Origin of the sequence: Micromonospora sp. NPDC049274, from assembly GCF_040678875.1 — a bacterium.
In the GTDB taxonomy this organism is placed as follows: Bacteria; Actinomycetota; Actinomycetes; order Mycobacteriales; family Micromonosporaceae; genus Micromonospora.
This window is the reverse complement of the sequence record NZ_JBFAQS010000002.1, coordinates 481,078-504,156: the sequence shown is the minus strand read 5'-3', so window position 1 is coordinate 504,156 and position 23,079 is coordinate 481,078. Positions and strand designations below refer to the sequence as shown.

Genomic DNA, 23,079 nt, shown 5'->3' with positions numbered 1-23,079 from the left:
CGTGCGGCTCGGCTCGGGCGTGCGGCTCGGCTCGGGCGTGCGGCTCGGCTCGGGCGTGCGGCTCGGCTCGGGCGTGCGGCTCGGCTCGGGCGTGCGGCTCGGCTCGGGCGTGCGGTCGACGCCCTGCTGCTCGCGCGTCCGGCGCTGGCTCAGCCGGCGCTGGCTCAGCTTCCGCTGGCGAGCTGCCGGGCCCGGTAGCGGCGCAGCAGGTCGGCGGCCCGCGGCTCGGTCAGCTCCAACTCGACAAGCGGCACCACGCGGTAGTCGCGCCCACCGTGGCGTACCTCGATCGTCTCGGGCAGCTCGTCGCACATCGTTGCCCTGATCTCGCCCCACTTGGTCGACCAACGGTGCTCGCCCGGCTCCTCCGGCTCCAACCACACTCCACCGAACTCACCCCACCGGGCGTTCCACCGCTGGCCGTAGTTCGCCTGCAGCCAGCCGGTGAAGCGCTTCGAGTCCTGCCAACGAAGGGCGATCTCCAGCGCGTCGACAGGCACCGGCGCGCCCTGCAGCAGTGCCGCCGTGCTGCCGGTGATCACCTGCGGGAAGTCGGTGAGTCGGTCCAGCGTCCGATCCAGGCCCAGCTCGTCGATGCGCTCGGTGATCGGTCGGGCGGCCAGTTCGTCGATGCGGGCGTCGAGGTGCGCGTCCAGCGGCTCGACCTCGACCACCATCTGCACGTCCATCGCGGCGAACAACGCCTCGAGGACCGCGATGCTGGGTGCGCGGCTGCCACTCTCGATCCGTGCGACCGCGGCCTGACTGATCCCCGCAGACTCGGCGAGTTCGCACTGGGTCAGCTCGCGCAGGTGCCGTTGCTGTCGAACGGCATTGCCGAGCAGAGTGCCAAGACGTGTGGACGGCATCCCGACATGGTGGACCACGCCGGTCCGACGCAGATACCGCTGAGCCGGATTCACGACTGCGTGGCCTTGGCCCGAGATTCCGGTGAGCCAGCGACTTGGCAACGTCGGTGGGCCATTCGCTTATGAGCGGTATACCTGTGAGTCATAACTATGACTCACAGGTATACCGCTCATCACAGCAGGTGGCCTCCCGGCCGAGCGGCGGCGTTCCGCAAGGGTCGAGGGGGCCCAGACGGGCGGCCCAGGCAGCCAGGCAGCCAGCCGGCCGGGCGGCCAGCCGGGCGGGCAGGCGGGCGGGCAGGCGGCCGGCCGGCCGGCAGGGCAGCCAGCCGGGCGGGCGGCCGGGCAGGCGGGCGGGCGGGCAGGCGGGCGGCCGGCAGGGCAGTCAGCCAGCCGGGCGGGCAGGCGGGCGGGCGGCCGGGGCCTGTGCGGCCAGCACCCCGGGCACCAGGACGGTCCAGGAGTGAGTGGCTGCCCCCGGGCGCAGGCAGGGGGCGGGGCGTGGCCGGGCGGCGATGGCGGGGCCGCTAGGCTGGCTAACCGTGCTCGTACTCGTGGTGGACAGCTCGACCCCCGCGGTGACCGCAGCGTTGGTGGAGATCTCGGCGGACGGCGTGACGTCCCGGGCGCACCGGTGCACGGTCGACGCCCGCGCGCACGGTGAACTGCTCGCGCCCCAGGTCGACGCGGTTCTCGCCGATGCCGGAGCGCGCCCGCGTGATCTGGGCGCCATCGTCGCCGGGCTCGGCCCGGGGCCGTTCACCGGGCTGCGGGTCGGCCTGGTCACCGCCGCCACGATGGGGCAGGTTCTCGGCGTGCCGACGTACGGCGTGTGTTCCCTGGATGGGATGGGCTACCCGGCGGCGGCCGGCGAGCCGGTTTTGGCGGCCAGCGACGCCCGCCGCAAGGAGCTGTACTGGGCTGTCTACGACGGCGCCGGTCAGCGGATCGTCGGGCCCGAGGTGTCCACTCCGGCGGTGGCCGCCGCGCGCGCCCGGGAACTGGGGGCGACGGTCGCGGTCGGCGACGGGGCGCACCGGTACGCCGAGGCCCTGAACCTGCCGGTCCGGGTCGAGCCGCGCTACCCGGAGGCCACCGTGCTGGCGCAGCTCGCCGCCGAGCGGATCCGGGCCGGCGCGCCCGGCGAGCGACTCACCCCGCTCTACCTGCGCCGTCCGGACGCCGTGGCGGCCACCGGCCGCAAACCGGTTCTCCCGTGAGTGCCGCGGTGCGGCTGGAGCCGTTCCGTTGGTGGCACATCGACGAGGTGCTGCCGATCGAGGCGGACCTGTTCGGCGCCGAGCAGTGGTCACCCGCGATGTTCTGGAACGAGCTGGCCAACGGCCACCACTACCGGGTCGCGACCGACGCCGACGGCGCCGTGCTCGGCTACGCCGGGCTGGCCGGAGCCCCGCCCGACGAGGTGTGGGTGCAGAACATCGCCGTCCGCCGGGACAGCCAGCGGCGGGGCGTCGGCCGCGTCCTGCTGGAGGAGCTGCTCGCCGAGGCGGCCCGCCGTGACGCCCGCAGCACCCTGCTGGAGGTCGCCGTGGACAACGTCGCCGCCCAGCGGCTCTACGCGATGTACGGGTTCGAGCCGATCGGGGTGCGTCGCGGCTACTACCAACCGAGCAACACCGATGCGCTGGTGATGCAGCGCGTCGCCGAGCCGACCGGGGACGGACCACACGACCATGGCTGACGAACCGCTGATCCTGGGCATCGAGACCTCGTGCGACGAGACAGGCGTCGGCATCGTACGCGGGCACACCCTGCTTGCCGACGCGCTCGCGTCCAGCGTCGAGGAGCACGCCCGCTTCGGGGGCGTGGTGCCCGAGGTGGCCAGCCGGGCCCACCTGGAAGCCATCGTGCCGACGATGCAGCGGGCGCTGACCGAGGCCGGCGTCACCCTCGCCGACATCGACGCCATCGCGGTCACCTCGGGGCCCGGCCTGGCCGGTGCGCTGCTGGTCGGCGTCGCCGCCGCCAAGGGGTACGCGCTCGCCGCCGAGAAGCCTGTGTACGGCGTCAACCACCTCGCCGCGCACGTCGCGGTGGACACCCTGGAGCACGGCCCGCTCCCGGAACCCGCCATCGCGCTGCTGGTCTCCGGCGGGCACTCGTCGCTGCTGCTCGTCGACGACCTGGCCCGCGGCGTCACCCCGCTGGGCGCCACCATCGACGACGCGGCCGGTGAGGCGTTCGACAAGGTCGCTCGCCTGCTGGGGTTGCCGTTCCCGGGCGGCCCGCCCATCGACCGGGAGGCCCGAGCCGGTGACGCCGCGTCGATCGCGTTCCCGCGCGGCCTGACCGCCGCCAAGGATCTCGCCGCCCACCGGTACGACTTCTCGTTCTCCGGGCTGAAGACGGCTGTGGCCCGCTGGGTCGAGGCGCGTCAGCGCGCCGGCGAGCCGGTGCCCGTGGCCGACGTGGCCGCGTCCTTCCAGGAGGCGGTCTGTGACGTCCTGACCAACAAGGCGCTCGCCGCCTGCCGGGCGCAGGGGATCGAGACGCTGGTGATCGGCGGTGGTGTGGCCGCGAACTCCCGGCTGCGGGCACTGGCCGAACAGCGTGCCGAGAAGTACGGCATCCGGGTCCGGGTGCCCCGGCCGAAGCTGTGTACCGACAACGGGGCGATGGTGGCCGCGCTCGGGTCGCACCTGGTCGCCGCCGGGGTCGCGCCGAGCCGGCTGGACCTGCCGGCCGACTCGGCGTTGCCGTTGACAACGGTCAGCGTGTGACGGGGGCACCGGAGATGATCGTGCGGATGTGGGAGGCGCGCGCCGAGGCGTACGGCGTCGCCGACCTGATCACCTGGGTGTGCGACACCGCCCTGCCCGAGTTGGAGCACGACCCTCTGCACGTCTCCAGTGAGGTCTTCTCCTCCACCGACCACCGTGTCGTGGTCATCTCCAAGTGGCGCAGCAGCCCTCGGTCGCTGCCCGATCCACCAGCCCTGCTGGTGGCCCGCGCCCCGCACTCCTGGGACTTCACCCAGGTCGACCGCTGACGGGGGCCACCAACTCAGGTGGTCAGCTGCGGCGCAGCATCCGGTAGGTGGCGATGCCGCCGGTGCCGAGCGCGGCGAGGAAGACCAGCCAGACGACTGTGCTGCTGACCCCGACCTGCGGGCCGGTGTTCGCCGAGGCGGCTGCCAGCAGCCCGTCCTGGCCGGGTGCGGGCAGCGCGGCCGGCGGCAGCTCCGGCCAGCGGACCAGCCCGGTGCTCTCCAGCATCTGCATGTGGTGCATCACGAAGCCGTTTGCCTCTTCGCAGAGCTTGCGGACGGTGGCGTCGCGGGTGCTGGCCCGTACCGCGCCGATCACCGGGAAGATCTTGCCGTGGGCCACCCGGAGCCGGGTCACGAAGATCTGGTCGAACCGGGCGCCGGAGGCCTTCTGCATCTCCGACAGCCAGCCCTTCTGCTCGGCGGTCGGCTCGCTGGGGATGCTCGCGCCCAGCTTGTTGGCCGCGTCCACGGTGAGCTGGTCGAGTCGCTGGTGCTCGTTGGCGATGCCCGCACCGATCTCCCGGACCTTCGCCGACTGCCCCTTCTCGGCGGCCATCTGCCCGGCCGGCATCTCCCACAGCCCGGCCAACCGGACACCGTTGAGCAGTGTCATGTCGGCGGCGTTGAGCTGCTGCCCGCCGGCGGGGGCGGCGATGGCCACTCCGGGCAGGACACCGACCCCCGCGACGATAGCGATGAGCAGCATCGCCGCGCGGTGCATCCGGTTGCCCGGCCGACGACGGGCGGATCTGAGCGGTGCCATGTCTGCGGTGCCTCCTCGGTCCGGACCGAAACGCGTCTGGACCGGGCAGCCGCACCCTGCCGGCCGCCCGTCCGCCCACTGGTACGGACTGACCGCCCGATCAGTTCATCCACGGGTGGCGGGGAAATGGGCGGAGTGGAGCGGAGGCGGATCAGCGGGTGAGTGCGAGGAAACCGCCGAGCAGCAGCAGGGTCAGCGCGGCGACGGCGAAGAGCACCAGCAGCTCCCGACGGCCGTGCCCGATCGGGTCAACACCGCCTGCCGACGCGGCAACGGGATCGGGCAGCACCGGCAGGTCCCGGGTCAGCGCGGCCAGGTCACCGAGGGTGCGGGCGGCCCAGACCGCGCCGGCCCGCTCGGAGAACTCGTCAAGCGTGAGCCGGCCCGCGGTGGTGTGCCGGTGCAGCTCGGCGACCACCCGGTGGCGGTCGTCGTCGGACGCGCGCAGCTCGACATCCACGCCGGACAGGGTACGCGGATCAGCCCACGTCGAGGGGGTCGGCGAGGAGCCGTTCGAAGGCCAGTTCGGCGGCGCCGATCAGGGGCGCGTCCTCGCCCAGTTTCGGGGTGCGCAACCGCACGTGTTCCAGGCAGGCGCCGAGGGCGTTGGAGTTGAGCCGGCTGCGGATCTGGGCCGCAGCCGCGAGGTAGAGATCGCGCATGGTGCCGCCGAAGATGACCATCTCGGGGTTGAAGACGTTCACCAGGTTGGCCACCCCGAAGCCCAGCCAGTCACCGGCCTGGCGTACCGCCGTCTGGGCGCGGGCGTCCCCCCGGTCGGCGGCGTCGAAGACGGCCAGCAGCGCGTCGCGGCCCCGGGCGTCGGATCGTCCGGCCGCGCGGAGCAGGCCGTGCTCGCCGATCTCGGTCTCCCAGCAACCGCGGGCGCCGCACTCGCAGGGCATGCCGTCACGGACCACCTTCATGTGGCCGACCTCGCCGCCGTACCCGCCGTGTCCGGTGAGTCGACGCCCGCCGGCGATGATGCCGGCCCCGACGCCGACGTCGCCGTACAGGTAGATGACGTTGTCGCAGCCGGCCGCGACACCCCGGGCGTGCTCGGCGAACGCCGCCACGTCGGCCACGTTGCCGACGGTGACCGGCACGTCGAGGCCCAGTTCGGCGCCGAGCGCCGCGCCGATCGGCTCGTCCACCCAACCGGTGGTGGGGCCGAGCCGAACCAGGCCGTCCTCACGACGAACCATCCCGCAGACCGCGACGCCGGTGCCGACGCAGATCGCGTCGGCGGGTACCGCCTGCTGCATCTCCTTGACCGCGCCGGCGAGCAGCGGGGCGGCCTCGGCGGCCAGCAGCCCGCGCGGCCGGTCCAGCTCCCGGCGGTCCAGCACCGCGCCGCCCAGGCCGACCCGGGCGGCGCGCAGCCGGTCCACCTCGACGGAGTACGCGTACGCGTACACCCGGGTCGATTCGGGCCGGACGACGAGTGACGGCCGTCCGGCCCGGCCGGTCTCCTTCGGTGTTCCCTCGCTGACCAGTCCGACGCCGGCCAGGTCGGCGGTGAGCGCGCCGATGGTGCTCCGGTTCAACCCCAGAGTGGTGGTGAGTTCGGCGCGGGTGGTGGCGCCGTGGACGTGCACGTGCCGCAGCAGGGCCCCGAGGTTCTGCCGTCGGACCTCCTCCTGGCTGGGTGCCGGGCGCATGCTCGTGCTACCTCCCGCGCGGTCAGCGGGTGCCGGTGGCTGCCGCGCGGCGGCGGGAGAGGGCGTCGACGCTGGCGGCGAGCAGCAGCACGACGCCGGTCACCACGTACTTGACTCCCGCGCTGTACCCCATCAGGCCCATTCCGTTTTCGATGACCGCTACCACCGCGCCTCCCAGCACGGCATCGAAGACCCGGCCCTTGCCGCCGAAGAGGCTGGTGCCGCCGATCACCGCCGCGCCGACCGCGTAGAGCAGTACGTTACTGCCCCCCGTGTTCGGGTCGACCGAGTTGGCTCGGCTGGCGGCCACGATGCCACCGACGGCGGCCATGGACGAGCAGATCACGAAGACGGAGATCCGGATCCGGTCGACTCCGATGCCGGCCCGGCGGGCGGCTTCCCGGTTGCCGCCCACGGCGTAGATGTGCCGGCCGTAGCTGGTGCGTTGGAGCACGAAGGTCCAGATGACCAGCAGCACCGCGATGATCGGCACCACGATCGGCACACCCTTGAGCGAGACGATGAGGACGTTGCGACTGCGCTCCAGGTTGAGCACGTACACCGCGGTGCCGAGGATGACGGCGAGCCCGGCGATTCGCAGCGCCACCACCGCGATCGGGTCGGTGATCAGTCCACGGGCCGCCCGGTTGCGGTGGCGCAGCAGTTGCACCGCCGCGTAGCCGACGACGGCGACGGCGGTCAGCGCCCAGCCCAGCGCGGGGGCGAGGTTGCGGTTGGCGATGGCGACCAGCACCTCGTCGCGGACGGAGATGTTGGTGCCCTCCCGCACGAGCAGCAACACGACGCCCTGGAAGGCGAGGAAGCCGGCGAGAGTGACCACGAAGGACGGAATGCCGATCTTCGCGACCAGCATCCCGAGCGTGGTGCCGATGATGACACCGGTGGCGACCGCGGCGAGGACGGCGACCCACCAGGGGTAGCCGAGCACTGTGACCACGTTGGCCAGTACCGCCGCGCAGACGCCGCTGGCGAAGCCGGCGGAGAGGTCGATCTCGCCGAGCAGCAGCACGAAGACCAGGCCCATCGCGATGAGCGTGACCGCCGCGCCCTGGGTGAAGAGGTTCGCGAAGTTGCCTGCCGACAGGAACGACGACGGCCGCATGATCGCGAAGACGGTGCAGAGCACGATCAGGCCGAGCACGGCCGGCAGCGCGCCGACGTCGCCACCGCGTACCCGGCTCACGTAGTTGCGGACGTGGCTCCCGACGGTCGGCGGCGGTGTGACGGCCGCGGGGCCGTCCTTCCGCACGGCGGTGGTGGTCATCGGACGCCTCCTGAGATCGAGTCGGCCGGCTGCGGGCCGTCGCCGTTGCTGCCCGGGTCGGTTCCGAGACCGAGCCCGCCCGAGCGCCCGGCGGTGATCAGCTCAACCACCTGGGCGTGGGTGATGTCGGTGGTCTTCACCTGGGCGACCATCTGGCCGAGGTACAGCGCGGCGATCCGGTCGGAGACGGCGAAGACGTCGTTCATGTTGTGCGAGATGAGCACCACTGCCAGGCCGTTGTCGGCGAGGCGGCGGACGAGTTCGAGGACCTGGGCGGTCTGTGCCACGCCCAGGGCGGCGGTCGGCTCGTCCAGGATGACGAGCTTGCTGTTCCACAGCACCGCCTTGGCGATGGCCACGGTCTGGCGCTGACCGCCGGAGAGGCTGGAGACGTGCTGGCGGAGCGAGGTGACGGTGCGGATGGAGAGCCCCGCCAGGGTCTCGGCGGCGAGCTGTTCCATTGTCGGCTCGTCCAGGACGATGCCGCTGTGCTTCTCCCGGCCGAGGAACATGTTCTGCACGATGTCCAGGTTGTCGCAGAGCGCGAGGTCCTGGTAGACGACCTCGATGCCGAGCGTGGCGGCGTCGCGGGGACTGCCGATGTGCACCTGTTCGCCGTTGAACAGGACCTCACCGGCGTCGGTGGGGTAGATGCCGCTGATGCACTTCACCAGGGTCGACTTGCCGGCGCCGTTGTCGCCGACAAGTGCTGTCACTTCGCCCGGGTGGACGCTCAGGGCGACGTCGCGGAGCACCTGGACGGGACCGAAGCTCTTGTCGATCCCGCGGAGTTCCAGCAGGGGAGTCGCGGACACGGGGTCTCCTTCTTAAGGGAGGGTCGGGGCCCGTCCGGCGGGCGCCGCCCGGCACGGGAGGGTGCTCCCGTGCCGGGCGGCGATTGTCGTCCCGGCGGGTACTGCGGCGTCGGTCAGCTGATGCCGGCGCCGGCGCAGAACTTGGCGTACGCCGCGGTGCAGACCTGCTCCTTCGTCGCGTAACCGTCGGCGATGACGTCCTTGACGTTGTCCTTGTAGATGGCCTTCGGGGTGAGCAGCACCGAGGGGACGTCCCGGCCACCCTCCGGGTCCTTCACCGTCTGGCCGGTGTCCTTCTTCTCGCCCTTGGCCAGTGCGATGGCCAGGTCGGAGCCGGCCTTGGCCTCTTCCCGGACGGCCTTGTAGACGGTCATGCACTGGTCACCGGCGAGGATGTTCTGCAGGCCCTCCACGCTGGCGTCCTGGCCGGTCACCGGCACCTTGCCGTTGATCTTGTTCTTCTTCAGGATCGAGATGGCGGCGTTGCCGAGAGTGTCGTTGGCGGCCAACACGCCGTCGATCTTGCCCTTGGTCGCGGTGAGCTGCTGCTCGAAGATGGTCGCGGCGGTGGGGCCGTCCCAGCCCGGCACGGCGTCGTCCGGGCCCTTGGTGTACTCCTTGGAGTCGAACTTCGGCTTGAGTACCGAGTCGTAGCCGGCCTTGAACAGGGTGGCGTTGTTGTCGGTGGGGGAGCCGTTCAGGTACGCCACGACGGGGTTCTTGGCGCCCTTGTCGGTCAGGCACTTCGCCAGACCCTCGCCCTGGAGCTTCCCGACGGTCTCGTTGTCGAAGCTGACGTAGTACTGGGCGGAGCCGCCGAGGGTGAGCCGGTCGTAGTCGATGGTGGCGACGCCCTGCGACTTGGCCTTGTCGAGCACGGCCTTGCCGGTGCCGGAGTCCAGGTTGACGATCATGAGGGCGGTGACGCCGCTGGTGATCATCTGGTCGGCGATGGTCTGGAAGGCGGCCTTGTCGTTCTGGGCGTTCTGGATGTCGTACTGGACGCCGGCGGCCTTGAACGCCTCCTCGAGGAAGCGACGGTCCGCGGTCTCCCAGCGGGGGGAGGACTTGCTGTCCGGAAGGATCACGCCGATCTTGGGAGTCTTCTTGGAGTCGGCCGAGCCGGTGCCGGAGTCGTCGCTGCAGGCGGTCAAGCCGCCGGTCGCGAGCAGGCCCACGGCGGCGATGGTGAGGATCCCCTTACGCATGTGCAGGGTCCTTTCGGAGGTGGGGGAGGTGTTGTTTTGTTGTGTCCGGCAACGTATTTCGCGTCACACTGGTCCCACAAGACCGCGCAGGTGCCAAGTTTGTTGGAAGCGATAACAATTCAGCAACGCGACTGTTACTCCCCGGGTATCCCACGGGGGAGTCGACGTAACGAAGGCGTCAGCGGGCCTGCAACGGCGCCGTGCTGGCCTCGGTGAGCGCCACCAGATCCGCCGCCGCCAGCTCCAGTTGCAGGCCGCGCCGACCGGCGGAGACATAGATCGTCGGCAGGTCCAGTGCGGACTCGTCCAGCACGGTGGGCAGGCGTCGGCGCTGCCCGAGCGGGCTGATCCCGCCGCGCACGTAGCCGGTGGCCCGCTCGGCGACCGCCCGGTCGGCCATCGCCGCCCGCTTGCCGCCGACCGCCGCCGCGAGCGCCTTGAGGTCCAGCTCGCCGGTGACCGGGACGACCGCCACGGTCAGCGCGCCGTCGACCTCGGTCACCAGTGACTTGAAGACCCGCTCGGGTGCCACGCCGAGCGTCTCGGCGACAAGCGCGCCGTAGTTCGGCGCGTCCGGGGAGACCCGGTACGGATGGGTGCGATGCGCGATCCCACGCTTGATCAACAGTGCCGTTGCCGGAGTGCCAGATCCCGCCACGGCGACGACGTTAGTCGACCGGTCGGCCGACCAGCACCGTCGGTGCCCCGGCGATCCGGGTGAGCACCAGGCTCGCCGCCTGGTCGCCGGCCAGCCGCAGATCCCGCCGCAACTGCTCCGGTGTGAGCGCGGAACCCCGCTTGAGGATCTCCACCCGGCCCACCCGACGGTCCCGCAGCAGCGCACGGAGGCGCTTGAGCGAGAACGGCAACACGTCGGTGATCTCCAGGCAGCGCGCGTACGGGGTGCGGGCCGGTCGGTCGGCGTAGAGGTAGGCGATGCTCGGATCGCCGAGGGTGGCGTCCAGTTCGGTGGCCAGTTCGGCGACGAGATGTGCGCGTACCACCGCCGGGTCCGGGTCGTACAGGTAGCGGCGCGGCGGCCCGACCGACGCCTCGGCGGCACCCGAGCCGGTGAGCTGGAAACGGCGCGTCTCGGCGCCCACCCGCCGGTAGAGGGTGGCGCGGCGGGGCACCTGGGCCAGGTCGCCGCACCAGAGCGCGGCCTCGACCAGGTCGCCGTCCACACCTACCCACTCGGCCTCCGCGCCGGCCGGGATGAGCGCGTGGTCCAGGCCCGGCGCGACCTTCACCACCGTGTGCGGCACCCGTTCGGCCAGCTCGGTCACGAAGTCCCACGGCGGCGAGTAGGCACGCGGGTCGAAGATCCGCCGACCGGTGCCGCTCGCACGGCGGGCCGGGTCGCAGAAGACCCCGTCGACCCGGGAGACGTCGAACGCGGTGGCGTCGCCGCACTCGACAGTGAACAGCTCGGCAAGCCCCGCGGCGGCGGCGTTGGCGACGGCCATCGCGGCGGTCACCGGGTCGGCCTCCACCCCGTACACCCGGATGCCGGCGCGGGCGGCGGCGAGCGCGTCGGCGCCGAGGCCGCAACCGAGGTCGGCAAGCGTGCGGACGCCGGCCGCGCGCAGGCGCTCCGCACGGCGCTCGGCGACGACCCGACGGGTGGCCTGCTCCAGCCCGGCGCGGGTGAGGAACATCCCGGCGGCGGCCGGGCCGAACTTGCCTACCGCCCGGTGACGCAGCTCGGCCTGGGTGAGCGCCGCCGCGGCCAGCGTGGGCGGCACCCCGGCCGCGCGTAGCGCCGACGCCGCCGCCAGTGGATCACCGCCGGCCAGCGCGGCCGCCGCCGAGAGCGCGGCCGACCCCTCGGGGGTACGCAGCGCCGCCAGCTGATCGAGGTCCACCCGGCCATTGTCCCGGCCGAGCCGGAAATACCGGGTGGCGGGGCGCGACGCGCTGGCACTCTCCTTGACGGAGTGCTAGCCACGGAATAACCTGCGATTAGCACTCTCACCCTGAGGGTGCCAGCTTCCGGGTCTCGCGACCCGGGTGCGCACGCCAGGCGGACCGGCACCCGCGACGACGGCTCCGCCCGGTGGCATGAGGCAGATTGACGCTGGTCAGCCCCGCTGACCGGCAACGAAACCAGTACCCCAGGAGGGTATGCCCGTGACTACCGCGACCAAGGTTGCGATCAAGCCGCTCGAGGACCGCATCGTGGTCCAGGCGAACGAGGCTGAGACCACCACGGCGTCGGGCATCGTGATCCCCGACACCGCCAAGGAGAAGCCGCAGGAGGGCACCGTCCTCGCTGTGGGCCCGGGGCGCGTCGACGACAACGGCAACCGGGTTCCGGTTGACGTGCAGGTCGGCGACACCGTCCTCTACTCGAAGTACGGCGGCACCGAGGTCAAGTACGCCGGCGAGGAGTACCTGGTGCTCTCCGCCCGCGACGTCCTCGCGGTCATCGAGAAGTAAGCAACCGATCAGTGTCGCTGCCCCGGTCCGGCTCGCCGGGCCGGGGCAGCGGCGCTTCGAAGGGACATTCATGGCGAAGATCCTGAGCTTCTCGGACGACGCCCGGCACCTGCTTGAGCACGGTGTCAACGCCCTCGCAGACGCGGTCAAGGTCACCCTCGGCCCGCGCGGGCGCAACGTCGTCCTGGACAAGAAATTCGGTGCGCCGACGATCACCAACGATGGTGTGACCATCGCCAAGGAGATCGAGCTCACCAACCCCTACGAGAACCTCGGCGCGCAGCTGGTCAAGGAGGTGGCGACCAAGACCAACGACGTCGCCGGCGACGGGACCACCACCGCGACCGTGCTGGCGCAGGCGATGGTCCGTGAGGGCCTGCGCAACGTGACCGCCGGGACCAACCCGGCCGGCCTCAAGCGGGGCATCGACGCGGCGGCCGCCAAGATCTCCGAGGCGCTGCTCGACCGGGCCGTCGAGGTCGCCGACAAGAAGTCGATCGCGAACGTGGCGACGATCTCCGCGCAGGACGCCACCATCGGCGAACTGATCGCCGAGGCGATGGAGCGGGTCGGCCGCGACGGTGTCATCACCGTCGAGGAGGGCTCGATGCTCACCACCGAGCTGGACGTGACCGAGGGTCTCCAGTTCGACAAGGGCTTCATCTCGCCGAACTTCGTCACCGACCTGGAGGGTCAGGAGTCCGTCCTGGAGGACGCGTACATCCTGGTCACCACCCAGAAGATCTCGGCGATCGAGGAGCTGCTGCCGCTGCTGGAGAAGGTCCTGCAGAACAGCAAGCCCCTGCTGATCATCGCCGAGGACGTGGACGGTCAGGCGCTCTCCACCCTGGTGGTCAACTCGCTGCGCAAGACCCTCAAGGTCTGCGCGGTCAAGGCCCCGGGCTTCGGCGACCGGCGCAAGGCCATGCTCCAGGACATCGCGATCTCCACCGGCGCCGAGCTGGTCGCCCCGGAGCTGGGCTACAAGCTCGACCAGGTCGGCCTCGAGGTGCTCGGCACCGCCCGGCGCGTCGTGGTCGACAAGGAGAACACCACGATCGTCGACGGCGGCGGCCAGAAGGCCGACGTCGCCGACCGGGTGGCCCAGATCCGCAAGGAGATCGAGGCCTCCGACTCCGACTGGGACCGGGAGAAGCTGGCCGAGCGGCTGGCGAAGCTCTCCGGCGGCATCGCCGTGATCAAGGTGGGCGCGGCGACCGAGGTCGAGATGAAGGAGCGCAAGCACCGCATCGAGGACGCCATCGCGGCGACCAAGGCCGCGGTCGAGGAGGGCACCGTGCCCGGCGGCGGCGCCGCCCTGGTGCAGATCCTCCCCGTGCTCGACGACGACCTGGGCTTCACCGGTGAGGAGAAGGTCGGCGTCTCGATCGTGCGCAAGGCGCTCGTCGAGCCGCTGCGCTGGATCGCCCAGAACGCCGGCCACGACGGCTACGTCGTGACCCAGAAGGTCGCCGAGATGCAGTGGGGCCACGGCCTCGACGCTGCCACCGGCGAGTACGGCGACCTGGTCAAGTCCGGCATCATCGACCCGGTGAAGGTGACGCGCAACGCGGTCACCAACGCCGCCTCGATCGCCGGCCTGCTGCTCACCACGGAGAGCCTCGTGGTGGAGAAGCCGGAGCAGGCCGAGCCGGCCGCCGCCGGTGGACACGGCGGCCACGGCCACGGCCACCAGCACGGCCCGGGCTTCTGACCGGCAGCGACACCCGTTTCGGGGCACACCGTCATACGGCGGTGTGCCCCGGTTCGTCTCCGCGATCATTACCAAGCGCTGACATGGTTGGCGACCCGGCGAGACGATCGCGCACACTGGGCCGATGAGCACCACGTCGCGGCGGTACGCCGCGCTGGCCGGAGTCACCGCCGCCGCCGTCGCGATCGGAACCGCGGAGCCCGTCGCGGTGCTGACCGGCCCTCGGTCGGCGCCGCTGGTCGCGGTCGGCGGGGTGGTCGTCGATGCCGTCCCCGAGCCGCTCAAGCAGTTCGCCATCGACGTCTTCGGCACCGCCGACAAGATCGCCCTGCTGACCGGGACGGCCCTGCTGCTGGGCGGGTTCGCCGCGCTGCTCGGAGTGCTGGCGATCCGCCGGTTGGCCCTCGGCCTGGCCGGCATCGCGGCGCTCGGTGCCGTTGGTGTGGCCGCCGCGCTGACCCGCTCCGGCGCGGACGTCTTCGACGCGCTGCCGTCGCTTGTCGGCGGCGGGCTCGGCGCCCTGGTGCTCTGGTTGTTCATCGACGGCCCGTTCGAGCTGGCCCCCCCCTGGCCCTGGACCCCACCCACCGCCCAGGGCTCGGCAAGCTCCCGGCCGGTGTCGCCGGCCGGGCCTGCCGGGCACCCGGTGTCGCCTGCCGGGCCGACGGAGGGTGTGCCTGTGACACCGGCCGCTCCGCCGGTGCCGGTGACTCCCGCCGCGCCTGTCGCGACCGTCGATCCGGAGTCGCGCCGGCGGTTCCTGACCGGTACCGGCGTGCTGCTCGGCACGGCCGCCGTGGCCGGTCTCGGCGGGCGCTGGCTGGCCGGGCGGCGCGGTGTGTCCGCCGCCCGGGACGCGATCCGGCTGCCCGCGCCGGTCGCCCCCGCACCGGCCGTGCCGGCGGGCGCGGACCTGTCGCTGGCCCAGCTCGCGCCGTACGTCAGCCCGAACCTCGGGTTCTACCGGATCGACACCGCCCTGGTGGTGCCGCAGGTGAACCCGGACAGTTGGCGGCTGCGCATCCACGGTCGGGTGGGCACGGAGCGCACCTACACCTACGCCGATCTGCTGGCCCGGCCGCTGGTCGAGCGGTACGTCACGCTGGCCTGCGTCTCGAACGAGGTCGGTGGGGACCTGATCGGCAACGCCCGCTGGTTGGGCGTGCCCCTGCGGGAGCTGTTGGACGAGGTCCAGCCGGAGGAGGACGCCGACCAGGTCGTCGGTCGGTCGGTCGACGGGTGGACCTGTGGCACCCCCACCGCCGCGCTGCGTGACGGACGGGACGCGCTGCTGGCGATCGGCATGAACGGCGAGCCGCTGCCGGTCGAGCACGGGTTCCCGGTCCGGATGGTGGTGCCCGGCCTCTACGGCTACGTGTCAGCCTGCAAGTGGGTGACCGAGTTGGAGCTGACCCGGTTCGCCGATTTCGACGCGTACTGGGTGCCGCGTGGTTGGTCCGCCCAGGGCCCGATCAAGACCCAGTCGCGCATCGACACACCGCGACGGCGCAACCGGTTGACCGCCGGTCCGCTGACCGTGGCAGGTGTGGCCTGGGCGCAGCATCGGGGCATCAGCCGGGTCGAGGTACGCGTCGACGGCGGCCCCTGGCAGGAGGCGGAGCTGGCCCCGACGGTGTCGGTGGACACCTGGGTGCAGTGGTCGTGGCGCTGGGACGCCACGCCGGGTGAGCACCAGCTCCAGGTCCGGGCGACCGACGCGACAGGCGAGACCCAGACCGAGCGCACGCAGAGCGTCGCCCCGGACGGCGCCACCGGCTGGCACACGGTCCCGGTCAACGTCCGCTGACCCGCCACCAGCCGCTGCCGGTGGACCTCGCGGTCTGCCGAACGTCGTGCACGGCGTCGCTGCCTGCTCGACATGGCAGGGGGGTCCGCTCCCCGAGTGTGGATCGACGACACAGCGATGATGTGCAATGTAGTGTTAACCTTCTGGCAGTTTTGAAGGCCTTGATCGCCCTTTGTCCCCATGCTCAACTAAGTCGCAACGGGGAAGTCGCGCTATAAGTTGTCATAACAACCGGCGGGGCGCCTTCTATTTCCCGTGCAATCGGTGTCGGGTGGAAAAGGGGTTGCCGTATGGTCAATGTCTCTGCTGAACCGCAGCGTCGGGCTCGAAGTGTTCTGCCCGCGATTATCAGTCTGCGGAGCTTAGGAACTGCGCTGGCACTTGTAATCAGCCTGGTCGTTGCAGCTGGAGCCCCAGCCCAAGCGGCATCCGAGACTCTCAAGGGCCGTTGGTGGGGTGCCGGCACACAAACCGCTGCGGACGATTTCGACATCGAGCTGACCACGGAGCTGCTCGACAACTCCGCCACACAGAGCAACCAGGTTCGCACCGTCGTTGAAATGTATATGGGCGTGAATGCCAACACGACCGCAACCGGTTGCAAGGTTACGTACTGGACGAGTCTCAAGACGCTGTCGAGCGGGACATGGCAAACTCCGAAGGTTACGGAGAGTTGCTCCTGGATGATCAAGAGCGGAAGCTGGAGCTTCTTCGGCCCGCTCAGTTACTACCAGACCTCCGGCACGGTGGCCCAGGGCGCCTTCTGCGTCGACCTCTACTTCAACGGCTCTGCCAGTTCGGGCTGGCAGAAATGTGCAGTGGGCGGTTGGATTTACGAGGACTGAGCTCGATCTGTAAGACACTCTGTCGGTTGCAGTTGGATCTCCCGCGGCAGCCCGGATCAAGTCCGGGCTGCCGCGGGATCCTTCGTTATCCACGCCCCTCGCCCGTGTGCTGGGCGCGACCGCCTGCCCCTCGGCGGCCGTAGCCCGCCCACCTGTGCGCGATGGGATGCCAGCGCGAAGAACCGTGCCCCTCATGGGACACGGTTCTCGCGTGCAGCGGAGGTGGGTCGGTCAGGCGACGTTGCGCTGGGCCGGGACTGTCGACTTGTGCGGGCGGCCCAGTCGCGCCTCCAGCCGGGCCACGTCGACCCGGATCTGCCGGCGGTCGGCCAGGTCCTCCCAGCCGACGGCGAGCAGGCGCAGCCGCTCGGACTCGCTGAAGCCACCCCACACGCCGTACGGCTCACGGACCGCCAGGGCGTGCGCGGCGCACTCGGCGCGGACCGGGCAGGCGCGGCAGACCGACTTGGCGGCGGACTCCCGCCGCAGCCGGGAGGAGCCCCGCTCCCCGTCCGGGTGGAAGAACTGGGCGCTGTCCCGGCCTCGACAGGCACCGAGCCGCTGCCAGTCCCAGAGATCGACGATGGGTCCGGGCAGTCTACGTACGTTCGACATCAGCACCCCTCCTCCCGCGCGGCACCGCGAGAATCCTTGTGGCCGGCTTCCGGGCGGCGGGCCGCGCAGGCGCACCGTTCCCGGCCTGGACCTCCCGGTACCCGGGCTGTCGCCCGCTCACACGTCTGTGATCCAAAACGCCCGACAGGATGCGGCTTTTGTCCTATCTGTCGGAAAAGTTCAGATGATTGCCGGGAACCCCCTCCCCAGCTGACGCCGTCATGGTCTGCTCGTGTGCGGAGAGGAGACCACCACAGTGCGTACCGTTCTTGTGTGCGTTCGGACACCGCTCGCGGCTCAGCACCTCACTTCTGCTGCCGCCCGACTGGGGTTGTCCGCGATCGTCCGTACCGCCGTCTCCGATCCCGAGGTGATGCTGCGACTCGCCGAACGGCCGGCCGACGTGATCCTGGCCGACACGGCTCTCACCCGGCCGGACAGCGCGGGTTTCGTCCGCCGGGTGCTGGCCCGCGCGCCGCAGGCCGCGGTCCTGCTGCTCGGCGCCGAGGAGTCCGAGGCCGCCGCCGCCACCATCAGCGCCGGCGCGCGGGGTCTGATCCAGAATGCCGACCACGACCTGACCAGCGCGGTGGCCAAGGCCCTGCTGCTGCTCACCGCACCCGGCCGGGCCTCCCGGCAGCGGGTCACCGACCCCGCCCGGGACACGGCGGCGGTGGGTGGTTCGGGCCGCTCCGCGCCATCGGTACGCAACTCGGCCGAACCCGGCTGGACGGCTGCGAACGGCGACGGGTCGTCGGGCGTGGCATCGGTGCCGGTGCAGCGCGGTGACGACGAGGTCGAGTCCGGGACCGAAGGGTCGGGCACCAGTCAGACCGACCCGATCCGACCCACCCCGAACGCCCGCCCCAACCGGGCCTCGATCGGGCTCACCGAACGGGAACTCCAGGTGCTGCTGGGCATGGCCGAGGGCAAGAGCAACGCGGAGATCGGCCGGGAGCTGTTCGTGTCGGAGGACACCGTCAAGACACACGCGCGACGGCTGTTCCGCAAGCTCGGCGCCCGGGACCGCGCCCACGCGGTCGCCGCCGGCTTCCGCGCCGGCCTGGTCTCCTGACCCACCCCGCGACCCAGCCCCGGGCGGCGTCAGCCAGCGATCAGTCGGCGCTGGTGGCGGCGCCCGGGTCGTCCTCGGTGCCCTCGGTCAGGGTGTCGTGCACCCCGTCGGCGTACCCGCGGGCATAGTCCCAGGTGACGTAGTGATCCGGATCCGGGTCGTACGCCGGCTCGTGCACCCGGGGCCGCCCCGAGTTGAGCAGGTGCCGCAGGTTGCCGCGCAGCAGGTCCCAGTCGAAGTAGTGCGGTTCCCGGCAGTCCTCGCATTCGATGACCAGCCCGCGCACCCCGATGGGCGCCAGCAGGGCCTGGTAGATCTCCAGGTCGGCGAGGTCCTCCAGCACATCCTGCCGCTCGACGTCGGTAAGCGGATCCGGCGTCGCGTCGTCGCCCGGGTCGTCCAGGCCCGCGGTCGGGTCGGCCGGGTCGCCGTTGAACGGGTCGATGGGCTCGTCGTGCACCCCCTCACCGTAGCCCCAACCCCCGCGCGCCGCGTCCCCGCGCCGCTCCTGGTGGCCTCGCGGACCCGCGCCGGCACCGACCAGGGCGGCGCAGCTCAGTGGGTACGATGAACGCACATGCCGTCAGCCCGGCGTGCGCCGGTGCCCGCGCGCTACCTCGCTGAAGCCCGTCCGAGCAGCTCATGGGAGCAATCGTGGAGAATTCGCCCAGCGCCGACCAGCTGACCGGGGCCGACCCCGGCGAGATCGGCGGCCACCTGCCGGAGCTGCCGGCCGGCTCGGCGCGGGTCATCCCGCTCGGGCTCACCTTCGACGACGTGTTGCTCCAGCCCGCCGAGTCGGACATCGCGCCGCAGGACATCGACACCGGCACCCGACTGACGCGCGAGATCGACATCGCACTCCCGCTCGTCTCCAGCGCGATGGACACCGTGACCGAGGCCCGGATGGCGATCGCCATGGCCCGGCAGGGTGGCATCGGCGTGCTGCACCGCAACCTCTCGATCGAGGACCAGGCCCAGCAGGTCGACCTGGTCAAGCGCTCCGAGTCCGGCATGATCACCAACCCGGTGACGTGCTCACCGGAGGACACCGTGCGGGACGTGGACGTGATCTGCGGCCGGTTCCGCATCTCCGGGCTGCCAGTGACCGACGCCGCCGGCAAGCTGGTCGGCATCATCACCAACCGCGACATGCGCTTCGTCACCGACCTGGACACCCCGGTCCACGAGGTCATGACCCGGACTCCGCTGATCACCGCGCCAGTCGGGGTGAGTAAGCCCGACGCGCTGGAGCTGCTGCGCCGGCACAAGGTCGAGAAGCTCCCGCTCGTGGACGCCGACGGTCGGCTCCGCGGCCTGATCACCGTCAAGGACTTCACCAAGAGCGAGCAGTTCCCGCTCGCCAGCAAGGACGACTCAGGTCGGCTGCGGGTCGCCGCCGCGATCGGCTTCGGCGACGAGGCGTACAAGCGGGCCCGGACCCTGATCGACGCCGGCGTCGACGTGATCGTCTGCGACGTCGCCCATGGCCACAGCCGGGCCATCATGGAGATGATCTCCCGACTCAAGCGGGAGACCCAGGTCCAGGTCATCGGCGGCAACTCGGCCACGTACGCCGGCGCGAGGGCGCTCGCCGAGGCCGGCGCGGACGCGGTCAAGGTGGGGGTCGGCCCCGGGTCGATCTGCACCACCCGGGTCGTGGCCGGGGTCGGGGTACCGCAGATCACCGCGATCATGGAGGCGGCCCGGGCCTGCCGGCCGCTCGGTGTGCCGGTGATCGGCGACGGCGGCATGCAGTACTCCGGGGACATCGCCAAGGCCATGGTGGCCGGCGCCGACTCGGTGATGCTCGGCAGCCTGCTGGCCGGTTGCGAGGAGAGCCCTGGGGATCTGATCTTCATCAACGGCAAGCAGTACAAGTCGTACCGGGGCATGGGCTCGCTCGGCGCGATGCAGACCCGCGGCGCGCAGAAGTCGTACTCCAAGGACCGCTACTTCCAGGGCGACGTCAGCTCGGATGACAAGCTGATCCCGGAGGGCATCGAAGGTCAAGTTCCCTACCGCGGCTCGCTCGCGCAGGTGGTCCACCAGCTCGCCGGCGGTCTCCGTCAGGGCATGTTCTACAGCGGCGCGGCCACCATCGCCCAGCTGCACGAGCGCGGTCAGCTCATCCGGATCACGGCAGCCGGGCTCAAGGAGAGCCACCCGCACGACGTCCAGATGACCGTCGAGGCGCCCAACTACCACTCCCGCTGACCATCCCCCAACAACCTGGAGTCCCCCATGCGTGACGTGGTCGAGATCGGGCTGGGCAAGACCGCGCAGCGCGGTTACCACCTGGACGACATCGCCATCGTGCCGAGCCGCCGGACCCGGGACGTCGATGACGTCTCGACCGGGTGGCAGCTCGACGCGTACCCGTTCGGCATCCCCTGTGTCGGGCACCCCTCGGACGCCACGATGAGCCCGTCCTCGGCGGTCCGGCTCGGTCAGCTCGGCGGTCTCGGCGTGCTCAACGTCGAAGGGCTCTGGACCCGCTACGAGAACCCGACGAAGGTGCTGGAGGAGCTGGCCGGCCTCGACGAGGAGGCCCGCGCCACCAAGCGGCTCCAGGAGGTGTACGCGGAGCCGATCCGTCCGGACCTGATCGCCGAGCGGGTGCGGGAGCTGCGCGCCGGTGGCGGCACGGTGGCGGTGCGGGTCTCCCCGCAGCACACCCTGGCGCTGGCCCCGGTCATCCTGGACGCCGGGGTGGACATCCTGGTCATCCAGGGCACCATCGTGTCGGCCGAGCACGTGTCGACGACCGACGAGCCCCTGAATCTCAAGGAGTTCATCGCCGACCTCGACCTGCCGGTGATCGTCGGCGGCTGCACCGACTACAAGACGGCGCTGCACCTGATGCGTACCGGCGCGGCCGGCGTGATCGTCGGGATCGGCGGCGACGAGTGGTCGACGACCGAGTCGGTGCTGGGCATCCGGGTGCCGATGGCCACCGCGATCGCCGACGCCGCGGCGGCCCGCCGGGACTACCTCGACGAGACCGGCGGCCGGTACGTCCACCTGATCGCCGACGGCGACATCCAGACCTCCGGCGACATCGCCAAGGCCCTCGGCTGCGGCGCGGACGCGGTGATGCTCGGCGAGCCGTTGTCGCTCTGCGACGAGGCGCCCGCCGGCGGTGCCTGGTGGCACTCGGCGGCCAGCCACCCGTCGCTGCCCCGGGGCGCGTTCGAGGTCGCCGGTGAGCCGCTCGGGTCGATGGAGCAGCTGCTCTTCGGCCCGGCGGACGAGGCCGACGGTCAGCTCAACCTGTTCGGCGGGCTGCGCCGGGCGATGGCCAAGTGCGGTTACCGCGACCTCAAGGAGTTCCAGAAGGTCGGCCTGGTCCTCGACCGCTGAGAAGTCCTCGTTGACGCTGGAAGGCCGGCCCCGCGATCCCGCGGGGCCGGCCTTTCGTCGTCCGCCGCGCGCGGGGCTCGCCCTCGATACGGGCATCGGACGGCGTCTCGCTGGCTACGCTCGTCCTGACCCGGGGATGGCGCAGAAGGAGTCGTGCATGGTCCTGAGCGGACGCGCACCGTCCCGCCGCCGGCTCGCCGCCGCCCTGGTGCTGAGCTGCGCCGTCACCCTGACCGCGGCCGGCTGCACGGGCGACGACGACGACGGCGGGTTCCGACCCGGCGCCGCGGACGCCGGTGACCCGTACGTGCCCGGCCACGGCAACGGCGGCTACGACGTCACGCACTACGGGTTGGACGTCCGCTACGACCCGGGAACCGACCGGCTCACCGGTCGGGCGACCATCACGGCGACGGCCACCCAGGATCTGTCCCGGTTCAACCTGGACCTGGTCGGCCTGGACGTCGGTGCGGTCACCGTCGCGGGCGGGCGCGCCACGCATCGCCGCGACGAGGGCGAGCTGGTGGTGACCCCGCGCGACGGGCTTCCGCGCGGCCGGTCCTTCACGGTGGCGATCGAGTACGCCGGCGTGCCCACCGCCGTCACCGACGGTGAGCTGGGCAGCGGCGGTTTTCTGCACACCGCCGACGGGGCGATCGCTCTCGGTCAGCCCGACTCGGCGGCCACCTGGTTCCCGGTCAACGACCATCCGTCGGACAAGGCCAGCTACGACGTCGAGGTGACCGTCCCGGACGGACTGTCCGCGCTGAGCAACGGGGTGCCCGGCCCGAAGAGCAGCGCCGACGGGTGGACCACCTGGCGCTGGTCGGAGCGCACCCCGATGGCCAGCTACCTGAGCACCCTCGTGATCGGCAACTATCGGGTGGCCACCGGCGAGCACGCCGGACGACCCCTGGTCAGCGCCGTCGCGGCGAGCCTGCCGACGAACGGTGGGGCGGCCGGCTCACTGGCCCGCACCGGCGAGATCGTCGACTTCCTGGCCAGCCGTTTCGGCCCGTACCCGTTCGACTCGTACGGCGGCATCGCCGTCGCCGACGACCGGATCGGGTACGCGTTGGAGACCCAGTCCCGGCCGGTCTACGGACCCGCCTTCTTCACCGACGACCATCCCAACCCCGGCGTGGTGGCACACGAGCTGGCCCACCAGTGGTTCGGCGACAGCGTGTCACTGCACCGGTGGAGTGACATCTGGCTCAACGAGGGCTTCGCCAGCTACGCCGAGTGGCTGTGGGAGGAGCACGACGGCGGCCGGACCGCGCAGCGCAACTTCGAGCTGCAGTACGCGTCGACCGACTGGTCACAGCCGTCGGTCGAGCCGGGACGGGAGCGGATGTTCGGCACCGCCGTCTACAAGCGAGGCGCGCTCGCCGTGCACGCCCTGCGCCGGGCGGTCGGCGACGACACCTTCTTCCGCATCCTGCGCACCTGGACCACCGAGCGGGCCAACGGCACCGCCACCACATCAGACTTCGTGGCGCTGGCCGAGCGGGTGGCGAACCGACAGTTGCGGCCCCTCTTCGACGCCTGGCTGGTGGGCGGCGCGGCGCCCACCCCGCCGTGACGACGCCGTGATCATCTGTCGATAGGCT

General features: G+C 71.5%; 23 protein-coding genes and 1 pseudogene. 13 read left to right on the top strand and 11 right to left on the bottom strand.

Annotated features, from left to right (window positions below):
* Nucleotide 1: 1 nt before the first annotated feature.
* Nucleotides 2-91 (top strand): annotated as a pseudogene (locus tag AB0K10_RS05915) (hypothetical protein); the annotation flags it as partial.
* A gap of 73 nt (nucleotides 92-164) precedes the next feature.
* Here AB0K10_RS05915 and AB0K10_RS05910 read toward each other — a convergent pair.
* The gene (locus AB0K10_RS05910; RefSeq protein WP_363680365.1) at nucleotides 165-869 is read right to left on the bottom strand and encodes a helix-turn-helix transcriptional regulator; all 705 of its coding nucleotides are present in this window, start codon (nucleotides 867-869) and stop codon (nucleotides 165-167) included.
* 542 nt (nucleotides 870-1,411) lie between these two features.
* Between AB0K10_RS05910 and tsaB the strand changes: the two genes are divergently transcribed.
* The 4 genes from tsaB to AB0K10_RS05890 are packed head-to-tail and all read left to right on the top strand — an operon-like array spanning nucleotide 1,412 to nucleotide 3,879.
* Nucleotides 1,412-2,089, top strand: coding sequence for a tRNA (adenosine(37)-N6)-threonylcarbamoyltransferase complex dimerization subunit type 1 TsaB (tsaB, locus tag AB0K10_RS05905; RefSeq protein WP_363680363.1), 678 nt, complete (start codon nucleotides 1,412-1,414; stop codon nucleotides 2,087-2,089).
* Between the two features lie 8 nt (nucleotides 2,090-2,097).
* Entirely contained in the window at nucleotides 2,098-2,571 is a 474-nt protein-coding gene (gene rimI / locus AB0K10_RS05900) for a ribosomal protein S18-alanine N-acetyltransferase (RefSeq protein WP_363680533.1), read from the top strand.
* Nucleotides 2,564-3,610, top strand: a complete 1,047-nt coding sequence (gene tsaD / locus AB0K10_RS05895; RefSeq protein ID WP_363680361.1) for a tRNA (adenosine(37)-N6)-threonylcarbamoyltransferase complex transferase subunit TsaD — start codon at nucleotides 2,564-2,566, stop codon at nucleotides 3,608-3,610. Before rimI ends, tsaD begins: the two co-directional genes overlap by 8 nt.
* Before the next feature lie 14 nt (nucleotides 3,611-3,624).
* The gene (locus tag AB0K10_RS05890; RefSeq protein WP_363680531.1) at nucleotides 3,625-3,879 is read left to right on the top strand and encodes a hypothetical protein; all 255 of its coding nucleotides are present in this window, start codon (nucleotides 3,625-3,627) and stop codon (nucleotides 3,877-3,879) included.
* Between the two features lie 22 nt (nucleotides 3,880-3,901).
* Here AB0K10_RS05890 and AB0K10_RS05885 read toward each other — a convergent pair whose 3' ends face one another.
* The 8 genes from AB0K10_RS05885 to AB0K10_RS05850 form a co-directional block, all read right to left on the bottom strand.
* A complete protein-coding gene (locus AB0K10_RS05885) occupies nucleotides 3,902-4,642 on the bottom strand; it encodes a DUF4142 domain-containing protein (protein ID WP_363680359.1) in 741 nt (246 codons plus the stop codon).
* A gap of 151 nt (nucleotides 4,643-4,793) precedes the next feature.
* Nucleotides 4,794-5,102 carry a DUF1707 domain-containing protein gene (locus AB0K10_RS05880; protein ID WP_363680357.1) on the bottom strand — a complete coding sequence of 103 codons (309 nt, stop codon included), beginning with the start codon at nucleotides 5,100-5,102 and terminating at the stop codon, nucleotides 4,794-4,796.
* A gap of 19 nt (nucleotides 5,103-5,121) precedes the next feature.
* Nucleotides 5,122-6,303: an ROK family protein gene (locus tag AB0K10_RS05875; protein WP_363680355.1), complete on the bottom strand. Its 1,182-nt coding sequence runs from the start codon at nucleotides 6,301-6,303 to the stop codon at nucleotides 5,122-5,124.
* Between the two features lie 22 nt (nucleotides 6,304-6,325).
* Complete coding sequence (locus AB0K10_RS05870; RefSeq protein WP_363680353.1) at nucleotides 6,326-7,588, bottom strand: ABC transporter permease; 1,263 nt, start codon at nucleotides 7,586-7,588, stop codon at nucleotides 6,326-6,328.
* A complete protein-coding gene (locus AB0K10_RS05865; protein ID WP_363680351.1) occupies nucleotides 7,585-8,403 on the bottom strand; it encodes an ATP-binding cassette domain-containing protein in 819 nt (272 codons plus the stop codon). Before AB0K10_RS05865 ends, AB0K10_RS05870 begins: the two co-directional genes overlap by 4 nt.
* Nucleotides 8,404-8,516: 113 nt before the next feature.
* Complete coding sequence (locus AB0K10_RS05860) at nucleotides 8,517-9,611, bottom strand: substrate-binding domain-containing protein (protein WP_363680349.1); 1,095 nt, start codon at nucleotides 9,609-9,611, stop codon at nucleotides 8,517-8,519.
* 178 nt (nucleotides 9,612-9,789) lie between these two features.
* A complete protein-coding gene (ybaK, locus tag AB0K10_RS05855) occupies nucleotides 9,790-10,269 on the bottom strand; it encodes a Cys-tRNA(Pro) deacylase (RefSeq protein WP_363680347.1) in 480 nt (159 codons plus the stop codon).
* 10 nt (nucleotides 10,270-10,279) lie between these two features.
* Entirely contained in the window at nucleotides 10,280-11,476 is a 1,197-nt protein-coding gene (locus AB0K10_RS05850; RefSeq protein ID WP_363680345.1) for a methyltransferase domain-containing protein, read from the bottom strand.
* A 259-nt stretch (nucleotides 11,477-11,735) separates the two neighbouring features.
* Here AB0K10_RS05850 and groES point away from each other — a divergent pair, with 259 nt between their 5' ends.
* The 4 genes from groES to AB0K10_RS05830 all read left to right on the top strand — a co-directional run bounded on the left by groES (nucleotide 11,736) and on the right by AB0K10_RS05830 (nucleotide 16,416).
* Entirely contained in the window at nucleotides 11,736-12,050 is a 315-nt protein-coding gene (gene groES / locus AB0K10_RS05845) for a co-chaperone GroES (RefSeq protein ID WP_030330046.1), read from the top strand.
* A 70-nt stretch (nucleotides 12,051-12,120) separates the two neighbouring features.
* Entirely contained in the window at nucleotides 12,121-13,764 is a 1,644-nt protein-coding gene (groL, locus tag AB0K10_RS05840; protein WP_363680343.1) for a chaperonin GroEL, read from the top strand.
* Between the two features lie 124 nt (nucleotides 13,765-13,888).
* A complete protein-coding gene (locus AB0K10_RS05835) occupies nucleotides 13,889-15,571 on the top strand; it encodes a molybdopterin-dependent oxidoreductase (RefSeq protein WP_363680341.1) in 1,683 nt (560 codons plus the stop codon).
* A 290-nt stretch (nucleotides 15,572-15,861) separates the two neighbouring features.
* On the top strand, nucleotides 15,862-16,416 hold the full coding sequence (locus AB0K10_RS05830) for a hypothetical protein (protein ID WP_363680339.1): 555 nt from the start codon (nucleotides 15,862-15,864) through the stop codon (nucleotides 16,414-16,416).
* Between the two features lie 231 nt (nucleotides 16,417-16,647).
* Here AB0K10_RS05830 and AB0K10_RS05825 read toward each other — a convergent pair whose 3' ends face one another.
* Nucleotides 16,648-17,031 carry a WhiB family transcriptional regulator gene (locus tag AB0K10_RS05825; protein ID WP_266246147.1) on the bottom strand — a complete coding sequence of 128 codons (384 nt, stop codon included), beginning with the start codon at nucleotides 17,029-17,031 and terminating at the stop codon, nucleotides 16,648-16,650.
* Nucleotides 17,032-17,287: 256 nt separating this feature from the next.
* On the opposite strand from AB0K10_RS05825, the gene AB0K10_RS05820 reads away from it, so the two are divergent.
* Complete coding sequence (locus tag AB0K10_RS05820; RefSeq protein WP_363680337.1) at nucleotides 17,288-18,106, top strand: response regulator transcription factor; 819 nt, start codon at nucleotides 17,288-17,290, stop codon at nucleotides 18,104-18,106.
* Between the two features lie 40 nt (nucleotides 18,107-18,146).
* Here the strand turns inward: AB0K10_RS05820 and AB0K10_RS05815 are convergent, their stop codons facing one another.
* A complete protein-coding gene (locus tag AB0K10_RS05815; RefSeq protein WP_363680335.1) occupies nucleotides 18,147-18,566 on the bottom strand; it encodes a DUF5319 domain-containing protein in 420 nt (139 codons plus the stop codon).
* A 194-nt stretch (nucleotides 18,567-18,760) separates the two neighbouring features.
* Between AB0K10_RS05815 and guaB the strand changes: the two genes are divergently transcribed.
* The 3 genes from guaB (at nucleotide 18,761) to AB0K10_RS05800 (ending at nucleotide 23,051) form a co-directional block, all read left to right on the top strand.
* Nucleotides 18,761-20,323, top strand: coding sequence for an IMP dehydrogenase (gene guaB, locus AB0K10_RS05810; protein WP_363680333.1), 1,563 nt, complete (start codon nucleotides 18,761-18,763; stop codon nucleotides 20,321-20,323).
* Between the two features lie 27 nt (nucleotides 20,324-20,350).
* Nucleotides 20,351-21,469 (top strand): GuaB3 family IMP dehydrogenase-related protein, encoded by a 1,119-nt coding sequence (locus AB0K10_RS05805; RefSeq protein ID WP_363680331.1) that lies wholly within the window; start codon nucleotides 20,351-20,353, stop codon nucleotides 21,467-21,469.
* Nucleotides 21,470-21,626: 157 nt separating this feature from the next.
* Nucleotides 21,627-23,051, top strand: coding sequence for a M1 family metallopeptidase (locus AB0K10_RS05800; RefSeq protein WP_363680329.1), 1,425 nt, complete (start codon nucleotides 21,627-21,629; stop codon nucleotides 23,049-23,051).
* The last annotated feature ends 28 nt before the right edge of the window (nucleotides 23,052-23,079 follow it).